The following is an 18,543-nucleotide window of genomic DNA, read 5'->3' as shown; positions in this document are numbered from 1 at the left end:
TTCATCCCATTTTCAGCAGGACATTAGCTGAATAGCGTCACTGGAGATCGTTAGATTTTGAAACCACGCCTAAATGGGCAAATAAGGCTTGTGGTGATCGTTAGAGTCGCCAGAAACCTTATTTGCTGGTTTCTGCTCTCGGCGCTGAGCTTTCTCTGATTTTCCTCAAATTCTCTGTATTCTATCGCCTGCAACGGCAAGGGTGGAATGTTCTTCGTTTGCTAGCCGTGCATTATGTTCAACTGTAAAAGAAAGCGGTAATCACCGCGGGAGTTATAGGTTATATACCAAGCCGATTCATACGGTTGTAGAGTGTAGCTCTGGAGATGCCAAGTTGTTTGGCGAGTGTTCGTTTGTTGCCGCCTGCGGCCTTCAGGTATTGAAGCAAAAGCCGAGCCTCATACGCATCCATCTGTTGCTGATAAGAGGAGCCCGAACTTTGTTCGGGGAATGTAACACTTGGGTTAGCCGCTTCCCGAGCAACCCCTGCAAGATGGTCAGGTCTGTGACCCTCTTGTTGGGAGTCTGTCACATTGGGGTCATGCGCTACTTCTTTTTCCGCAGACTTGAGGTTGGCTACTGTCTGTTCCGGCTCAGAAGGTACGTTTACTTTCGCTGATGTCAGCGAATCAGGCAAGTATTCCGGCTTGATCTCACCATCCATCGTTAGAATGGTTAGGCGCTCAATCACGTTGCGCAGTTCCCGGACATTCCCCGGCCAATCGTACTCGAATAAATGTTTGAACAATTCTGGAGGAATCACTTCAATATGACGATTGTAGAGCAGCGAGAATTCTTGCAGAAAAGTCTGGGTGAGCTCATAGATATCTTCTTTACGCAGCCGGAGCGGCGGAATAATCAGATTGATGACATTCAGTCGATAGTAGAGATCTTCCCGGAATTGATTACGCGTAATCATGGCAGGAAGGTCTTGATTGGTTGCAGCAATGATTCGGCAGTTAGCTTGTTTGGTGCGGGTACCCCCAACCGGAAAATAACTTCGTTCCTGCAACACACGAAGCAGCTTGACTTGCAGTTCAGAAGGCATCTCCCCAATCTCATCCAGAAAAAGAGTGCCACCCTCCGCAAGCTCGATTTTCCCCTTTTTCCCCTTAGGGTCTGCCCCGGAGAACGCGCCTTTCTCGTAGCCAAACAACTCGCTCTCAAACAATGAAGCGGGAATGGCCCCGCAGTTAATCGCGATAAAAGGAGCAGTCTCTGGTTCACGAAGATCATGGATGGCTTTTGCGAAGAGTTCCTTGCCCGTGCCACTTTCCCCCATAATGAGTACCGTAGCAGGGGTGGTGCTGATCTTGCGAATAGTCTCCAGACATTGCCGGATAATTGGACTGCTACCTTTGATACGCGCAAAAGGATCGGTCTCGGGATGTAGCCGGGCAACGGCTTTTTCCAAATGCTGAATTTTGGAGGACATATGCAATAATTCCTGGTGAAGACGAATTTCAGTTGTGATATCGACCTCCGCAGCAACTGCACCAACAATACGACCATCCAGCCTGACAGGGCGGGCATTGATTAGAGCGAACAGATCAGACCTGGGTTGATGCTGTTTGCGGTAGACCGATTCACCGGAATATAACGTTTTAAGTGATTGAAGTCTTTCGGGTGGAAAAAAGTTGGCGGCAGGCTGACCGATAATATCGGTTTTGCGAATAGAAAATATATTCTCCGCACCGGATGTCCAGTACGCCACCTTGGCTTCTTCATCGATTAAAGATAATGCGGAACCGACTGTCTCAAGCGTAGTTTCCAGATAGGCTTCCATCAGTCGGTAGGCTTGATGAATTGAGTTCATGATATCGGATGCCGTGATATAGCCGATCCATTCGTCACGATCATTTTTGATGATGAGAACAGAGCTCTTGGAAAACAATGGAATAACTTGTGCCAGTTCCATAGAAAGTGAGATCAAAGGGACAGGGACAAAGAACGATGGGGTAACCGGAAAAGGGTCGGGATCTGTTGATTTAGCAGAAGATGCGGAAGGCAGGCCTTTCTCATCAGGCAAGTTTGGTTGATCCAGGAAGGAGCAATAGAGATAAGCGCTTCCTGTACCAGAACGTACAAAAACAGGTCGAGTTACGTTGATATCTGAATCCGTATACGGGCGTGGAAGAAGCTTTTCCTGAACGGAGGATTCATCGTAAATGTGCATGTCTGTTCGTGTCAGTTCTTTTAGAGTAGGTAGTAAATGTCTCATCAGGATCACCTCGATTACAACATACGGATTAAAGTGATTGGAATTAGTACTATTATATCGCTCCAACAGAGTTGTGTATATATTTTTTGACATCGATTGTTCGATTGTTTTGTTTTAATAACGCTCACCCATTTTGTAGTTTTTATGTATACGTTTTCTTTAGTTGAAGATATGAAAAAATGTTGATTTAGCTACATTTTCTAACTTATTTCAGTTTTTTTATTTATTTTTGTGTCAATTTATATAACGCTCATTATTTGTGAAAATGTATAAATATAAGAAAATATGTAAAGATGGAGACCGATGTGAGGGTAAGATACAAGATGATTAGTGTAGAATTTGTCTAAAATTTTGTACATTAAATTTTGTGTATTCTTATTTTTTAGACATATATTCTTGTTTAGAGTGAACGTTTAAGTTTGGCAGTGCTGCATCATCGGAAAAAGGAAAAACCATGCACTCCAGAATGACTGGGTTGCATGGCGTGAAGGGCTATCTCTTACATCAATTCTAGCGAAACATGTTCTTCACAACCATCCAGAGATTCGCAGGTTTCTCTGCCAGACGGCGGGTATAGTACGGGTACCACATCGTGCCATAAGGGACATAACAACGGATGCGATAACCTTCTTGTGCCAGACGCTCCTGTTCACTCATACGCAGACCGTATAACATCTGGAATTCAAAGGCTTCAGGAGAGATATCCCGATCCTTCGCGTATTGTTTCGTCCAGTTAATGATGTGATCATCATGGGAGGCCACAGCGGTATAAACACCTTGATCCAGATGATGACGAATCATCGTTTTGAACTGGTGAATGACCTCGGACGTATTTTGATATGCGACGCTTGCAGGTTCTTTATACGCTCCTTTGACCAAACGCAGCCGAATACCTTCCCGAATCATATCGCGGGTATCCTCTTCCGTTCGATGCAGATAAGCCTGCAATACGGTACCTGAGTTATCCAGCCCTTCCGCATGCAGTCTACGTACGATATCAATGGTTGCTTGGGTGAACGGACTGTCCTCCATATCAATCCGGACGAACAGTTCATGTTCCTTCGCTCGGGCGGCGACCGCACGAATATTCTGGTACCCTTCTTCCGGATCAAGTGCCAGCCCCATCTGGGTCGGTTTCAGTGAAACATTGGAGTCCACACCGCTATGCGCTATACCTTCAACTAACCTCACGTATTCATCTCTGTAAAGTGCCGCCTCGCGCAGATGGGTGATGCCCTCTCCCAGATGATCCAGTGTTGCCATAATGCCTTTGCTATTTAAAACGCGAATTTCTTCCAGCGCCTCTTCCAGCGTATTACCAGCTATGAACTTGCCAGCCAGCTTTTTGCCGTATTTGAGAGACAGGTTCTCTACGGCTTTATTGCCAGCTACGGTTAACAACGTTTTGCGATATAGTTCCGTTCCGACACTCATCGTGGTTCCTCCCTAAATATTCATGATTGTATATTTACATATCTAGCAAAAATCGTGCCAAAATCTGTTGAATGCGATTGCTGATGCCCTAATTTATTTTTATGAACATTTTTATCTCCGTGAAACAAAAAAATATTTCATGTTCTAGCGGAGTTGGCACGCTTCTTGCTTCATATATTTGAATGAGACGTAAGTGCTGCGTGAATCCGAGCAGCGATCGATATAAGTTGAACATTTTTTTACACAAATAACGGAAAGGACAGAAAAAACCTGGAAAAGCGAAGCGGTCGCATTTATCACCGGATTTTTCCCTTAGGAGAAGGGAATCCAAAAAATCTGGGGATAACAGCGAATGGAAGGTTATTCTGTCCTCGGAGTGCTCGTGTAAATTATCTTTGTGAGACTTATAAAGTGAGTAGAAACCACATCCTGAAGGAGGAATCATTGATGAATATCCCTTTTGTTAACGAACCATTTACAGCTTTTACGGTGCAAGCGAACCGGGAAGCCTTTGAGGAAGCGCTCCATAAGGTGAAATCCGAACTGGGACAGGAATATCCGATGATTATCGGTGGAAAAAAAATAACGAGCAACCGCACGTTAACTTCCGTGAACCCGGCTGCTAAGGATCAGGTGATTGGAACGATTCATCAAGCGGATCGGGAGCTGGCCGAGAAGGCCATCCAAACGGCTGCGGAAACGTTCCATACCTGGAAACATACGGACCCGAATGAACGGGCCCGTTATCTCTACAAAGCAGCGGCAATCATGCGCCGCCGCAAGCATGAGTTCTCCGCCTGGATGGTCTATGAGGCGGGCAAAACCTGGTCTGAAGCAGATGCAGATACGGCTGAAGCGATTGATTTTATGGAGTTTTATGCAAGGGAAATGCAACGTCTCAGTGAGCCGCAGCCGCTTGTACGGATTGTTGGTGAAGATAATGAATTGACTTACATTCCGCTTGGTGTTGGCGTGGTGATTCCGCCGTGGAATTTCCCGCTGGCGATTATGGCAGGCATGACCTCGGCTGCGTTAGTTTCAGGCAACACGGTGGTGCTAAAACCGGCAAGCACTACACCGGTCATCGCTGCAAAGTTCGTGGAACTGCTGGAAGAAGTGGGTCTGCCAGATGGAGTAGTCAACTTCTTGCCAGGGCCAGGCAGTGAGGTGGGGGATTATCTTGTCGATCATGCACTGACACGTTTTATCAGTTTCACAGGTTCCCGCGATGTCGGTCTGCGGATCAATGAACGTGCAGCACGCACCGCTCCGGGTCAGAAGTGGATCAAACGTGTGATCGCCGAGATGGGTGGCAAGGATTCCATTGTGGTTGACAGTGACAGTGATCTGGAACTGGCAGCCGAGTCGATCACAGCTTCGGCTTTTGGTTTCTCGGGACAAAAATGTTCAGCGTGCTCTCGTGCCATTATCCATAAGGATGTATATGATGAAGTATTACAAAAGGTGCTGGAGCGTACGAAGAAGCTGACGATGGGCAGTCCGCTTGAAGTGGGAAATTACATGGGACCTGTCATTGATGATAAGGCGTATGCAAAGATCACCGAATATATCGAGATTGGCAAAGGGGAAGGACGTCTGGTTCATGGGGGAGGTACCGGAGATCCGGCAGGATTTTTCATCGAGCCGACCATTATTGCAGATGTGGAACCGCATGCCCGGATTTCGCAAGAGGAGATCTTTGGCCCGGTGCTGGCTTTCATCAAAGCCGATTCATTCCAGGATGCGCTGGATATTGCCAACAATACAGATTATGGCCTGACAGGTGCGGTTATCTCGCGCAATCGGGCACATCTGGAGCAGGCAAGACATGAGTATTTTGCAGGTAATCTGTATTTCAACCGCAAGTGTACGGGAGCTTTGGTAGGGACACATCCATTTGGTGGATTTAATATGTCGGGTACCGATTCCAAAGCAGGAGGCAGGGATTATCTGTTGCTGTTTACTCAAGCGAAGCTGGTGTCTGAAAAATATTAAATGGCGTTTGAGACCGCATGTATGTATTGACATGCTGACAAGGGCTGAACTGTATGGTATTATTCCTGCAAATCCCAGTGTTGCAATGAATAGTATCCAGCTTGACATAAGGAGGGCATCGGATGTTAGGTGTTCAGTTGGTGCAGGAACAGCGCTTCCGGCTGTCCATCACGCCGGAAATGAAGCAGTCCTTTCATTTGCTGACCTTGTCCGGTCAGGAACTGATTCGTTATTTGCAGGATGTCGCAGCGGATAATCCGCTTCTTGAATTGGAAGAGCAGTCCGTTTATTCTTTTAAGCCATCAAGAAGAAACAATCAGCAGGTGTATCCTTCCTATGACCCTCTGCTTCAAGCCAAAGGAACAGCGCCTACGCTGGAACAAATCCTTGCTTCGCAAATTCGCACGATGAAAATTCCGCATAGGCTGGAGAAAGTGGCGGTCTATTTGGCTGGATGTGTGAATGCTGATGGTTACTTGAAGGTTGAGCTATCTGAAGTACAGGTTGAACTCGGATTGTCCATGAGCGAACTGAACGCAGGAATTGATTTGTTGCAGTCCCTGGACCCTCCGGGTGTAGGGGCGCGAAATCTGCAAGAATGTTTGCTGTTGCAGATTCAGCGTGACCCAGCAGCGATTCCTTATGCCGAGCGTATCGTGCGGGCAGGGCTGGAGGTGTTGGTTCCTTTTCATCCCGGGCGGACAGCAGGCAAGTATGGTATAACTTCGCGGGAAGCACAAGCAGCATACGAGTATATTACTCGTCTTGACCCTAAGCCTTGTCGATCGATAGGCTGTAATGAACGTGCACATTATATCGTCCCCGATGCTACTGTGGATATGGTTCATGGGGAAATGGTACTCAAGCTGCTTGCAACAGGCAATCCGCGCGTAACCGTAAATGAAGCTTGCAACAACTGGATACAGGAGTCGTCTCCCGGTGAGATCTGGATGACTCGGGCAGCTGAGGCGAGAGCCGTTATACGCAGTGTGCAACAGCGGCGCAGGACATTGTTACGTGTGATGATGGCCATTATGGAAGAGCAAAAGCGCTTTTTAAGTGAGGGCCCCGCTGCACTGGTGCCGCTTAATCTGGCCGCGGTTGCTGAGAAAGTACAGATGCATGAATCAACAGTTAGCCGGGCCGTGAACGGAAAATATATATACACTCCGTATGGGGTTTACGAGGTTAAGGCTTTTTTCGATTACGGTATTACGACCGTGTCTGGAGAACAGACGTCTGCATCGGCTGTCAAACGGCGGCTGAAGGAAATCATTCGAACCGAGCAACTAAACAAGCCGTACTCAGATAGCCAATTATCTGCTCTCCTTGAAGGCGAGGGCATCATCATTTCTCGAAGAACCGTTGCGAAATACAGGGAGGAGCTTCGAATTCTGTCATCCCTGGAACGAAAACGCTGGGCTTGAAGTGTATACGTCTTATCACGTTAAGTCTGAACGACTCTTTATAAATCTGAAATTTATCGTATCGAATTATACTTCAAATAGCCCCGTTATCCGTTGACTAACGGATAACGGGGCTTCTTTAGAATTTTTAATCTGAACTCATAAGATCAGTGTGTTTACATGCGCTCCATGTTACGCAGGAAATGTTCTCCGGCAATCCCCGGCGTGGTCATCTGTTCTGGATGTAAAATCTCTTCCAATTCTTCTGGAGTCAGCAAACCTCGCTCCAAGATGATTTCCTGCAGGGTCATCCCGGTTTTTAATGCTTCCTTTACAATCGAAGCCGCTACGTTATAACCAAGATGCGGGTTCAGAGCAGTCACGACACTGAAGCTTTGCTTCATAATCAACTCGCAGCGCTCACGATTGGCCTCCATCTCTTCGACAGCATACCGTGTGAAGACATCAATGCCATTATTCATGATTTTCAATGATTGTAACAGGTTGAATGCAATAACCGGTCCCATCACATTCAGCTCGAATTGTCCGGCTTCACAAGCCATGCAAATCGTGTGATCATTTCCCATGACCTGGAAGGATACCTGGTTGATTACCTCTGCCATGACCGGATTGACTTTCCCTGGCATAATGGAAGATCCCGGCTGACGTGGCGGCAGAAGCAGTTCGTTAAATCCGGCACGCGGGCCTGAGGCCATCATACGGATGTCATTACAGATTTTGGACAGGCTGACAGCGCATACTTTCAATGCAGCTGAGAGTTCCAAATAGGCGTCTGTATTCTGTGTCGCGTCAACCAAATCATCCGCGGTCTGTAGCGGCAGGCCAGTCACTTCTGACAGATACTCAGTAACCTTGACGATATATTCCGGTTTGGCATTGAGTCCTGTACCTACAGCTGTTGCACCCATGTTGATCATAAGCATACGTTTATTGGCGAATTGAAGACGTTCAATATCCCGTCCAATCACGCGCGCATAAGCGCCGAACTCTTGTCCAAGTCGGATAGGCACGGCGTCCTGTAGATGTGTACGTCCTACTTTGACAACATCGTTGAACTCAATCTCTTTTTTGTGGAAGGCTTCCTGCAACTTTTTCATTGTACCAAGCAGGGTCTCGGAGAGCTGATAAGCCGCAATGCGTAAGGCTGTTGGCACAACGTCATTGGTAGACTGAGACATGTTTACATGATTGTTCGGATTACAGTGGAAGTAGTCTCCCTTGTTTTTCGTTAACAGTTCGAGTCCGCGGTTGGCCAAAATTTCGTTGATATTCATATTCATGGAGGTGCCTGCACCGCCCTGAATGGAGTCTACAATAAAATGATCGAGATGATGGCCTTTCATCATTTCATCCGCTGCCATGATGATGACTTCCCCAATCTTGTTTGGGAGCATTTTCAGTTCCATGTTCGCCATCGCTGCCGCTTTTTTAACAGCAGCCAGTGCCGTAATCAGTTCGCGGTGAACCGGAACACCGGTAATCGGGAAGTTCTCTACAGCCCGCACCGTCTGAATTCCATAATACGCATAAGCTGGAATTTCTTTTTCGCCGATAAAATCTTTCTCCGTCCGTGTGGACATAGTAGACATCTCGTTCGCCTCCAGTGGCATCATAAAAATAGTTCGGCTCCAGCGTTGCTGAAGCGCACTCAGTATATCATTTAAGCAAAATAGATGCCAAGCTAAATGATTCTTTCATTGAAACCGATAATAATTTAAATTGGGGAATTTAAAATTTCATATCATGAATTACAGCTACAAGGGAGGGGTACCTAAGCTTGTCTTATTCATTATGAGCTTTATGGTATGAAAGTCATGCATGAACGATATGCAAAAGGTAAATAGAGCGTTTTCAGTGATATATGTCACATGAAATTTGGTACAAGATTGGTAAAATAGGAAAAAAGAACTACGGGGTGCGAACATGAAATGGACTTTAGGGGCGAAGACTGTCGCAGGTCTGGTACTAATTTCAATTATTACTTACGGAACTAGCGGCTTTTTTATTTTCTTTGTAAAAGATTGGATTTCGCTTGATATGCCAAACTGGCTGTACATATCTATCATTTTGCTTATGGGAGTATGTTGGAACGGGATTCTCGGCTGGATTGCTTCCCGCTATCTGACTCGTCCGATTGTTCAGCTGTCTCGTGCAGCGCAGCAGGTATCTTCCGGTGATCTCACCACGGAGATTCCGCAGCGCCGTACACAAGATGAGCTTACCGTATTATATGATGCGTTCAACGTAATGGTTTCTAATCTGAGAAGTATCGTGAACGATATTGCGGATAGTACGCGGACAACCTCTCAGAACGCACAGTCATTGAGCGAAGCCATTACACAGGCTGCAGAACAGATCGAGATGATGTCTGAGGCCGTGGATCATATTGCGGTTGGCGTAGAGGATCAGAAAGTGACTTCCCAGCATTCCCTGATTACCGCCGATGAGATGTTGAATGATTTTCAGAAAATGCAACATCAGTCTTTAGGTATGACCGAATTGTCTGGTAAGATGGGACGTTCGGTGGATCATACCAAAGAAACCTTCTCATCATTGATGAAAGGCATGAATGAACTAGCCGAGTCTCACAACCGTTCCCGCGATATTATGTTGCTCTTGGAGAAGGAAGCTTCCGATATCGAAGCGATTACACAATCGGTCAAAAATATTGCTGAAGAAACAGGGTTACTCGCATTAAATGCTTCTATTGAAGCAGCGCGTGCAGGAGAAGAGGGCGCAGGATTTGCCGTTGTAGCGCAGCAGATTCGCAAACTTGCTGATGAGAGTAAAGATTCCGTTCATCGCATTAATGAACTGATCAGTCGTGTACAACAACGAATTCGGGAAACCGTGGAGCTGAGCCATGAACAGCATGGACTTGTTGTGAACGAATCAGAACGAACGGTTTCCGTTGATCAGACGTTGCTTGAATTGACAGGCACGGTTGAAGTGTTTATGCAAGGCGCTCATGATATTGGTTCCAAAATTGCTGAGCAGACAGGGCGCGTAGAGCAAACGCATGGTCATGTGAAGAAGATCCAGGGGAAAGCCGGTTCCTTCTCTGATGAAGCGAAGCGCATCATGGATGCCGCGCATGAGGAGACCGCAATCATGGAGGAGATATCCTCTTCTGCAGAAGAGTTGAGACAGTTAACAGATCGATTACTCGATAAAACTAAAGCATTCCGGATGCAGCCTTGAGCTGCTTCCGGAGTGTTTTTTATTTTCCGGGAAATTGGGGCGTATCTTGAAAGCTAGTCAGTTTTTCAGACATGCCCTAGCTTATTATGGTAAAAGACGAACGTTTTTTCGTGTGATTGAAGATTTGTAAAGAATTTTTAAGAAAGATTAACAAAATTGCAACGCGCGGGCGATAAATGAAGATATAATAGGATTATCACAACAGAAGAAGGAGCCCAGTATATTGAAAACTTGGACAGGTATCCTGCTGATGATTATTTTGGCGGTGGCCACACTTTCAGTAACTTCAACTGCCAAAACGACAAATGAGTCGCAACAACAGCTTAATATAAATGAATCATCCAGCCAGGCCACAGCGGTCGAGGCTTCCCATATAGATCGAATGAATGATGCACTGAACAGCAACAAAGATATGATGCCGGTGAAAGCAGATGATGTTTCCGTGGCTCCAGAGAATAATGATGTTCGGGTGTACCCAATGAGTATTGGGGGCTCGGGATATATATATAATGGCCTCGTGGTTGAGGCAAACGGCAAAAAACGTGAATTTAGTGATTGGAGAGCAGAGGGGGGATCGTACAAACCTGAAGTACATGAACTGGATTTAAACGGTGATGGTAAAAAAGAGATTGTGGTGTTGTATTCAGAGGGACACGGCACCGGAATTTATCTGGGTCAGGCACACATTCTTGATCCGGTTTCACTGGATGTAATGAAGATGCAGACTCTGGATGAGATTGTGAAAGAACATGTGGATTCCAAAGTTACGGTAACCTCCGACCAGATCGAGATTGGGGTGACTTTAAATGGGGTTCCAGCCGAGCCCTCCAATGTGGAGAAGGGAGCAGGAGATGTTCTGTATCATGAGAAGTTACAATTTGGTCGTGTAACTTATTATAGCGTGGAGGATAACAAGCTTGTTGTCTCTACATCGGGTGCATATGGCGAAGGGGTTTATGCGGGCGATTTAACGTTTTCTTATGTGTTTCAGAATGGGGAATGGAAGGCGAACGACTTGAAATATAGTATGGAAGTGTATGAAGAGGAATACTACGAATCATTTGATTGAGCAAAGGGTGATCTTGTGCTGCAGCACGAGGTCTTAGATGTAAATACCTAATAAAATATAGGACATGCCATGGCAAGCGTGACCATTGGATGGGGCTGAAAAAAAAGGAGTGACTACAGCCTCATTTTGTGCTGTCTGGAAATAAAAAAAGTTGCGGAAAAATGCTGAAAACAATTGACATTCACGCTTTAGTCGTTTAAATGTATAAAGGACAACTCATTTAAACGTCTGGGAGGGAATTTGATGAAGAAAAAGGTCGTACTTGGTTTGATGGTGGGCACATTGACACTCGGTATTGGTACGGGTGCACTGGCAGCTACAGGTTTGGAGCAAATCAAAGCATATCTCAACAGCAAAATCACCCTGAAATTAAATGGTGAGACAGTGACAGCCAAGGATGCCAATGGCAAGACGGTACTTCCGATCACATATAACGGAACCACATATCTGCCGGTTCGTGCAGTAGGTACGTTGCTTGGAACAGAGATCAATTATGACGGTGCAACTTCATCCGTCCTTATCGGTGGAACGAATGGTTCTGCGCCGGTAACCAACGGAAAAGTAACGCTGAGTGCACTTGGAACATCCGTACTGGGTTCTACCGCTTGGCACACCAAAGATCCTAAGGATACCACGTACAAAGGCAAGGATTACAAGGATGTCTATCTGCATAATGACCCTGCGAAGCAGGGAAAAGATATCCAGATCAATACGGGTAAAAAGTATTCTTCTCTGCACTTGGAACTTGCCGCGCTCAAAGGAAATCAGGAGATTCATATCTACGATCAGGATCTCGCGACACTCAAAAAATTCAATATCACTCCGGAAAACGGTATGATGAGTCTTGATGTGGATGTTAAAGGCACAGACGCTGTATATGTCGAGATTGTATCCGAAGATCCAGGTTCAGCCTTGTTTGTACCACTTACAACATCGTATCTGACCAAATAAGACAGACTACGTTAAACTGGCTAATAAAAAACGATGATTCACCAGGCATCCTCTGACTCAAGTTTTGAATACAGAGTTGTGTGGTGATCATCGTTTTATTTTCATTTCATTGAAAATTCAATGCTGACTTACCCGATAGTCACGAACATTAGCGGATCATGGTATCCAGCGGTTTCAGGTTTGCTTCGATCTCAGCACGGCGTCCTTCCAGGAATGGAGGTAACGCCAGTGATTCTCCAAGTGTGGCGAAGTCCTCATCCGTATCAAATCCCGGGCCATCTGTCGCAAGCTCAAACAGAATGCCGTTAGCTTCACGGAAGTACAGGGAACGGAAGTAGAAGCGATCTACAAAACCGGAGCTTGGGAATCGGAACTGATGTACTCGGTCAACCCATTGTCTTAATTCTTCCTCATTGTCTACACGGAAGGCCACGTGGTGAACACTGCCGCGTCCTGGCCGTTCTTGCTCCAGATCATTGCGTTCCTCCAAATGAACTTCTGAACCGCTACCACCTTCACCAGATTCGAACACAAGTACATCAGGTTGACCTGGAGTAAACGCGGGGTAGCTGCCTTTTGCTCTAAACCCAAGCAATTCGGTGAGAACAGGTGTAGTGAGTGAAGCATCCCGTACGGTCAGATGAATTGGGCCGAGTCCAATGATGCCATACTCCGCTGGCACAGGGCTTCGATCCCAAGGTTTACCCCCGGCGACACCCGAGTTATGTTCATCAGAAACGAGAATCAGCCGCATACCTTCAAAGTCTGTAAATGCCAGTGTTGCACGGCCTCCACGTTGCACAATCTCGCCGTGAGTTACTTCATATTCATCGAAGCGCTGTGCCCAATACGCAAGAGCTGCATCACTTGGCACACGAAGTGAGGTGGCAGAGATGCTGTTTACACCTTCACGTGTGCGTCCAGCCATTGGAATTTCGAAGAAGGTGAGCTCTGTGCCGGGATTTCCTTTCTCATCTCCATAGAACAGGTGATAGACCGAAACGTCATCCTGATTGACCGTTTTTTTGATCAGACGAAGGCCCATGATGTCCGTATAGAAACGGTAGTTTTGATCGGCATGCGCGGTAAGCGCGGATACGTGGTGAAGTCCTTTGATTAACATAATATATTCCTCCTAGATAGAGATAAAGTTGAAGTTTTATGAACGTTCCTTAAATGTACTAGATCGCTAATGTTTTAAATAACAAGTCAGGGTAAGGAGTTAAGTTCGACTAGTATCAATTCAATATTTAAAGTTACTAACTTTTTGTATGTTTCTTTCTTGGTTTTATCTTAACATAAAGATATTTAAAATACAATACTTATTTGAATGAAGCTGGACAGGTATAGTGATCAGTGGCAGAATGAAAAAAGTTACCAATCGCGTTATAAGAAGTTACCTCTGTTAACCGGAAAAGGAGAGAAGAAAAGGCATGGCCTATCCACCTTGGCTTGACCCGTATGATGCAGAGCCTTTTGCGGCATTCTCGACTTCACATATTGCATCGATGATCATTATTTTTGTACTTGTTATTCTGTTATTTCTTTTTAGGCATCGTCTTCGTTTCATGTCTGAACGTTCAAGCAGGACCGTACGCATCGGTTTGGCAGGATTCATGGTAAGTTGTGAGATTGTACTGCAAATCTGGTATGTGTATGGAGGAATTTGGAGTCTGCAGACATCGCTACCGCTGGAGCTGTGCAGTCTGTCGTTATTATTATCAGCGTTGTTATTACTGACACGCCAAAAATGGTTATTTTCTGCCTTGCTTTTTTCAGGTATTGCAGGTGCTCTGATGGCTATAATTACGCCGAATCTTGGTTATGCTTTTGCTCATTTCCGCTTCATTCAATTCTTTGTTGCACATGCGATGATCATTCTTGCTCTTCTCTATATGACTTGGGTGGAACAACTTCGTCCTGGATGGAGATCTGTTGCAGACTCCATGATATTTGTAAACATTGCTGCGCTCGTGGTATACGGTTTGGATGTATTGCTCGATGCGAATTATATGTTCCTGAGACATAAACCGGACACACCGTCTGTGTTAGATATGCTTGGGCCTTATCCGGTCTACATTCTCGGAGAAGAGGTTCTGGCTCTGGTGTTATTCTCCTTGTTATACCTTATGCTCTTTGCGATTCCTGAGTGGCTGAAACGTATCAGTGGCAAAAAGGAAAAGCAGCCGCAGACGTATTCCAAAAACTAACTTTCCTGAATCCGAGTTTTAATTAAGATAACCCGCAAACATTCTGATCATCCAGAAAATTTGCGGGTTTGTTATATTTCTGTCATCGGAGTGGGCGTGTAAATAAATAGCTCATCCACGCAGAAGTGATTCGGCACCATCCACGTAGATACGTGTGCCTGTTACATGTGAGGCTTCATCTGAAGCGAGGAACAGTACCAGATTGGCGACTTGCTCCGATGTTCCTGGTTCGCCTTTGAGCGGGTGCTCATGTCCCTCAGGAAACTCCACTGGAATCTGAACATCTTTCAGATCATCCGATGGATACGTATTGTCATCAATGTTGGTATCGATCGCTCCTGGGCAAACGGCGTTGACACGAATCTTGTAACGAGCTAGCTCCAGTGCCGCCATTTTGGTGAAAGCCGTTTGACCTGCTTTGCTGGAAGCGTATGCAGAAAATCCGATGCCGGAGAATACGCGGTTGCCGTTAATGGAACTCGTAATGATAATACTGCCGCCGCGCTCTTTCAGATGAGGGATGGCATACTTCACTGTTGCAAACGTGCCACGCATGTTAATCTCCATCGTCTGATCCCAATCTTCGATTTTCATCGTTTCAATTGGAGCCATGGCGCCATTAATTCCTGCATTAGCAAAAACGATATCCAGCTTGCCTGCTTCGGTTGCCGCCTGGTTGATGGCTTTCTCTACATGTTCCGGCTTGGAGATATCACATTCAATCACATAAGCTTCGCCACCGGCTTTTTCGATGATCTGTTTCGTTTCCTCTGCATTCTCGGGTGTACGATCTAACATGTATACTTTGGCCCCTTGCTCGGCGAATCGAATGGCAGAGGCCTGACCAATACCGGAGCCGCCTCCAGTAACAATTGCTACTTTACCTTCCAAACGTTGTTCAGCCATTCATTGATCCCTCCATGTATGAATTGTCCTTGAACACTCTACTTCTAAATACCCGACATGGGGGAGGTGAATCATATGTGCTCATATTAAAAACAGGGCCCCATCTGGGCCCTGCTTTGTTCAGAAATTATAGTATGAAAATAATCTCATGAAGTAAGATTAGCTTCATACGTTTCATTCGTATAACTTGTATCATAGGATGTATGGACAGCTTGGTGTGACCACTTCATCTCTTGGTTACTTATGTTTCTTCCAGTCCATGGAGCTATTGTTCAGCAGATACTCAAAGTCATTGTCCCGGCGCTTCTGTTCCGCCTTACGAGCTTCCTCTGCCTGTAAACGCTCCTGCTCTTTGCGCTGTGCTTCAGCAGCTTTGGCTTCGTCAGCTTGCGCTTTCAGTTTCTCGAGCACATCACTGCTCAGTAAATCTTTCAGCGTGGTCGGTTGGTCCTGATTTTGATTCTGAGCCTTGGGTGCTGGAGTACGTCTTTTGGATTTAGCCACTTGGAAAATCTCCTTTCAAAAACATGAATCATCATCCATATCATTATTGTAGTCATAGTATATCAGGTTCGTGTTGCGCATTCCATGAAGTTGCAGAGCTCATGCAGGAAAAAGGGCATGTCACGGCGAATGAAGACAGGTATAAAACCATATAATGGTACCGATACTACGACTATTCCCTGAAGAAAGGAGTCGTTGTTCATGGAGGCAAACCGTAGTTTGTTGAAAGGGCTTGCATGGGGGATGGCTTTTAGTTTCCCACTGTGGATTGCGGTTATCGGGTGGCTGAATTTATTGGGATGGATACATTGAGGTATTATCCGAGACCGAAAAAGAGTTTTTGATCCATTTACTTATGTAAACGTTATCATTAAATAAGCTCTGCTCTGCGCCAAATGCACAGAACAGAGCTTTTGTTTGTTCTTAGAAGAGGGTTACTTTTTCTCCTCTGTAATCTTAACAGGTTCTGGATATTCCAGTCCGTGTGTATCAACGGTTACTTTCTTCATGACTTGGTCCGTAACCGGCTTGTCACCTTCGCCAATTTGCTGTGCTGCAATTCCATCAACTACATCCATTCCTTCGGTCACTTTACCAAAAGTCGCATAAGAGTTATCCAAATAATCAGCGTCAGCCAGCATAATGAAGAACTGAGATCCGGCAGAATCCAAATTATCTGATTTGCGTGCCATGGAGAGTATCCCACGGGTATGCTTCAGATGGTTTTTATGACCGTTAGAGGTGAATTCACCTTTGATCGCATAACCTGGTCCGCCTGAACCATTGCCGTTCGGATCACCGCCTTGAATCATAAAGCCCGGAATAACCCGATGGAAGATCAGGCCATCATAAAAGCCTTTGTTCGCCAGGGAGATGAAATTGTACACCGTATTGGGGGCAATCTCAGGATACAACTCAATGACGATCTTCTGTCCGTCCTGCATCTCAATCGTGGCTACAGGATTAGCACCCGCTGGTGGTGCTGGAACCGGAGTTTGTGTAGCATTGCTTGCCGGGCGTACGCATCCGCTCATAACGATCAACAGCATCGCAAACACAAGCGAGACTGCGGTTGTTTTTTTCCACCGTAAAGACATGAATATGTTCCTCCTTGGTTCGTTGTTATAACGAGTTTCATCCAATATAGTTTGGTGAATTCTTCAACTATCATACCGTTTCTTGGCTCAGAATGGCAATGCAAGCCATGTTAATTCGGTGAACTGGGGATGGTCATCATGAGAGCATGGGTGTAAAATAAGGAAAATGCTTCCGCATCAGGGGGACGTACGGGTCTGATCCGTCCGCTCCAAACACGGCAGTCCCGGCGTCAGTTACGGAAAGGACGGGCGGGTATATGAACTTCTCGTGGAAGCGTAATCTGATCATTTTATGGATCGGTGTCTTTTTTTGCAGTACGGCGTATTCCATTTCGATTCCGTTTCTTCCCTTATTTCTAAGCAGTGATCTGGGTGTGCGCAATCATCTGGAATTCTGGTCAGGACTTTCTTTTGGCATTACTTTTCTTGCAAGCGCTCTTGTATCACCCTTCTGGGGATCATTAGCCGATAAATATGGGCGCAAGCCGATGTTAATTCGTTCAGGGTACAGCTTGGCTGTCCTGTATCTGATTAATTTTTTTGTACAAGATCCGTATTCACTGATTGTGGTTCGACTGTTCCAAGGATTGCTTGCCGGATTTGTTCCTGCGGCGATTGCTCTTGTGGGCACGAACACACCTGAAGAGAAGACTGGATATGCTTTGGGCATTATGTCCACTGCTGGAGCTACAGGGGGGATTATCGGTCCACTGATCGGCGGGTTTGTCAGCCACTATTATGGCAACCGCAGTGCGTTTCTATTTTCGGCGATAGTCGTGCTGGTGTCCGCAATCATTGCAACCTTCTGGGTCAAGGAAGAGAATTTTAATCGTAACAAGGCACGTTCGCATGTTATGGATGACATCCGTGAAGCGAGAGCGAATCGTGTGTTTGTCACCGTGCTTGGTATGATGGGCATTTGTACTTTTTCTGTAATGATTCTGGAGCCGCTATTAACGGTATATGTCATGGAGATGGGAGTTCAGCCTGATCGGGCTTCCTTAAGCTCAGGGATTATTTTCTCGGCGGTAGGGGTTGCGACGGTCATTATGGCTCCGCGCTGGGGCAAGCTTGGATCAAGGATCGGTTTTGGAAAAGTGCTGGTAATCGGACTCATTGGCGGCGCGGTGGGCAATCTGTTGCAGTTTTTTACAACAGGTTACGTTGCATTTGGCATTCTGAGATTTGTCTATGGACTCTTTTTTGCGGCCGTTTTTCCTGCGATCAATGCGATGATTGTACAAGTGACTGAACCGGCTTTTCGGGGACGTGCATTTAGTCTGAACCAGTCCGCAGCCCAGATCGGAACGATGGCAGGGCCGATTATCGGCGGTGTCCTTGGCGGCTGGCTGCCGATTCGCTGGATATTTATCATTAATGGCCTTGCGCTTCTGGCTACTGCTATTGTGGTCAAGTGGTCCAGGTTGGAGCACAAGCTCCCCGGAGTGGCTAAGCCAGTGGAGAAGTGAACCTTGCAATGGCAATGGTGACTGGAGAGAACTGCGTTTAGCTATAGATTTTGGATTCA

At 46.0% G+C, this 18,543-nt stretch carries 14 protein-coding genes; 7 read left to right on the top strand and 7 right to left on the bottom strand.

All coding sequences use genetic code 11. The features are described from left to right. Positions 1-280 precede the first annotated feature (280 nt). Together J2T16_RS17870 and J2T16_RS17865 are read right to left on the bottom strand one after the other, a co-directional pair. Positions 281-2,221, bottom strand: a complete 1,941-nt coding sequence (locus tag J2T16_RS17870) for a sigma-54 interaction domain-containing protein (protein ID WP_499018943.1) — start codon at positions 2,219-2,221, stop codon at positions 281-283. A gap of 510 nt (positions 2,222-2,731) precedes the next feature. Beyond that, positions 2,732-3,655 carry a proline dehydrogenase family protein gene (locus J2T16_RS17865; RefSeq protein WP_090917839.1) on the bottom strand — a complete coding sequence of 308 codons (924 nt, stop codon included), beginning with the start codon at positions 3,653-3,655 and terminating at the stop codon, positions 2,732-2,734. Between the two features lie 447 nt (positions 3,656-4,102). Here J2T16_RS17865 and pruA point away from each other — a divergent pair, with 447 nt between their 5' ends. Then, positions 4,103-5,650, top strand: coding sequence for an L-glutamate gamma-semialdehyde dehydrogenase (gene pruA / locus J2T16_RS17860; protein WP_154890751.1), 1,548 nt, complete (start codon positions 4,103-4,105; stop codon positions 5,648-5,650). Between the two features lie 122 nt (positions 5,651-5,772). Further along, a complete protein-coding gene (gene rpoN, locus J2T16_RS17855) occupies positions 5,773-7,077 on the top strand; it encodes an RNA polymerase factor sigma-54 (RefSeq protein ID WP_499018942.1) in 1,305 nt (434 codons plus the stop codon). A gap of 155 nt (positions 7,078-7,232) precedes the next feature. On the opposite strand, the gene J2T16_RS17850 is transcribed toward rpoN, so the two are convergent. Continuing rightward, positions 7,233-8,666 (bottom strand): aspartate ammonia-lyase, encoded by a 1,434-nt coding sequence (locus J2T16_RS17850; RefSeq protein ID WP_154890753.1) that lies wholly within the window; start codon positions 8,664-8,666, stop codon positions 7,233-7,235. Positions 8,667-9,000: 334 nt separating this feature from the next. Here J2T16_RS17850 and J2T16_RS17845 point away from each other — a divergent pair, with 334 nt between their 5' ends. From J2T16_RS17845 to J2T16_RS17835, 3 genes are all read left to right on the top strand, one after another. After that, positions 9,001-10,278, top strand: a complete 1,278-nt coding sequence (locus J2T16_RS17845; protein ID WP_154890754.1) for a methyl-accepting chemotaxis protein — start codon at positions 9,001-9,003, stop codon at positions 10,276-10,278. Between the two features lie 223 nt (positions 10,279-10,501). Then, positions 10,502-11,347, top strand: a complete 846-nt coding sequence (locus tag J2T16_RS17840; RefSeq protein ID WP_499018940.1) for a hypothetical protein — start codon at positions 10,502-10,504, stop codon at positions 11,345-11,347. Between the two features lie 243 nt (positions 11,348-11,590). Then, positions 11,591-12,298 (top strand): stalk domain-containing protein, encoded by a 708-nt coding sequence (locus tag J2T16_RS17835; protein WP_090917854.1) that lies wholly within the window; start codon positions 11,591-11,593, stop codon positions 12,296-12,298. A 148-nt stretch (positions 12,299-12,446) separates the two neighbouring features. On the opposite strand, the gene J2T16_RS17830 is transcribed toward J2T16_RS17835, so the two are convergent. Then, positions 12,447-13,421 (bottom strand): ring-cleaving dioxygenase, encoded by a 975-nt coding sequence (locus J2T16_RS17830; RefSeq protein WP_253496602.1) that lies wholly within the window; start codon positions 13,419-13,421, stop codon positions 12,447-12,449. A gap of 310 nt (positions 13,422-13,731) precedes the next feature. On the opposite strand from J2T16_RS17830, the gene J2T16_RS17825 reads away from it, so the two are divergent. Next, positions 13,732-14,508 (top strand): YwaF family protein, encoded by a 777-nt coding sequence (locus tag J2T16_RS17825; protein WP_499018939.1) that lies wholly within the window; start codon positions 13,732-13,734, stop codon positions 14,506-14,508. Between the two features lie 111 nt (positions 14,509-14,619). Here the strand turns inward: J2T16_RS17825 and J2T16_RS17820 are convergent, their stop codons facing one another. The 3 genes from J2T16_RS17820 to J2T16_RS17810 form a co-directional block, all read right to left on the bottom strand. Then, on the bottom strand, positions 14,620-15,414 hold the full coding sequence (locus J2T16_RS17820) for an SDR family oxidoreductase (protein ID WP_154890757.1): 795 nt from the start codon (positions 15,412-15,414) through the stop codon (positions 14,620-14,622). A gap of 237 nt (positions 15,415-15,651) precedes the next feature. Continuing rightward, on the bottom strand, positions 15,652-15,918 hold the full coding sequence (locus tag J2T16_RS17815) for a YqkE family protein (RefSeq protein ID WP_090917861.1): 267 nt from the start codon (positions 15,916-15,918) through the stop codon (positions 15,652-15,654). Positions 15,919-16,352: 434 nt separating this feature from the next. Next, complete coding sequence (locus tag J2T16_RS17810) at positions 16,353-17,015, bottom strand: peptidylprolyl isomerase (RefSeq protein ID WP_154890758.1); 663 nt, start codon at positions 17,013-17,015, stop codon at positions 16,353-16,355. 257 nt (positions 17,016-17,272) lie between these two features. Between J2T16_RS17810 and J2T16_RS17805 the strand changes: the two genes are divergently transcribed. Then, positions 17,273-18,484 carry an MFS transporter gene (locus J2T16_RS17805; protein ID WP_090917867.1) on the top strand — a complete coding sequence of 404 codons (1,212 nt, stop codon included), beginning with the start codon at positions 17,273-17,275 and terminating at the stop codon, positions 18,482-18,484. Positions 18,485-18,543 lie beyond the last annotated feature (59 nt).

The organism is Paenibacillus intestini, assembly GCF_030803945.1.
GTDB classification, from domain to species: domain Bacteria; phylum Bacillota; class Bacilli; order Paenibacillales; family Paenibacillaceae; genus Paenibacillus; species Paenibacillus polysaccharolyticus.
The sequence above is the reverse complement of the archived record's forward strand: the minus strand, read 5'-3'. Positions and strand labels throughout refer to the sequence as shown.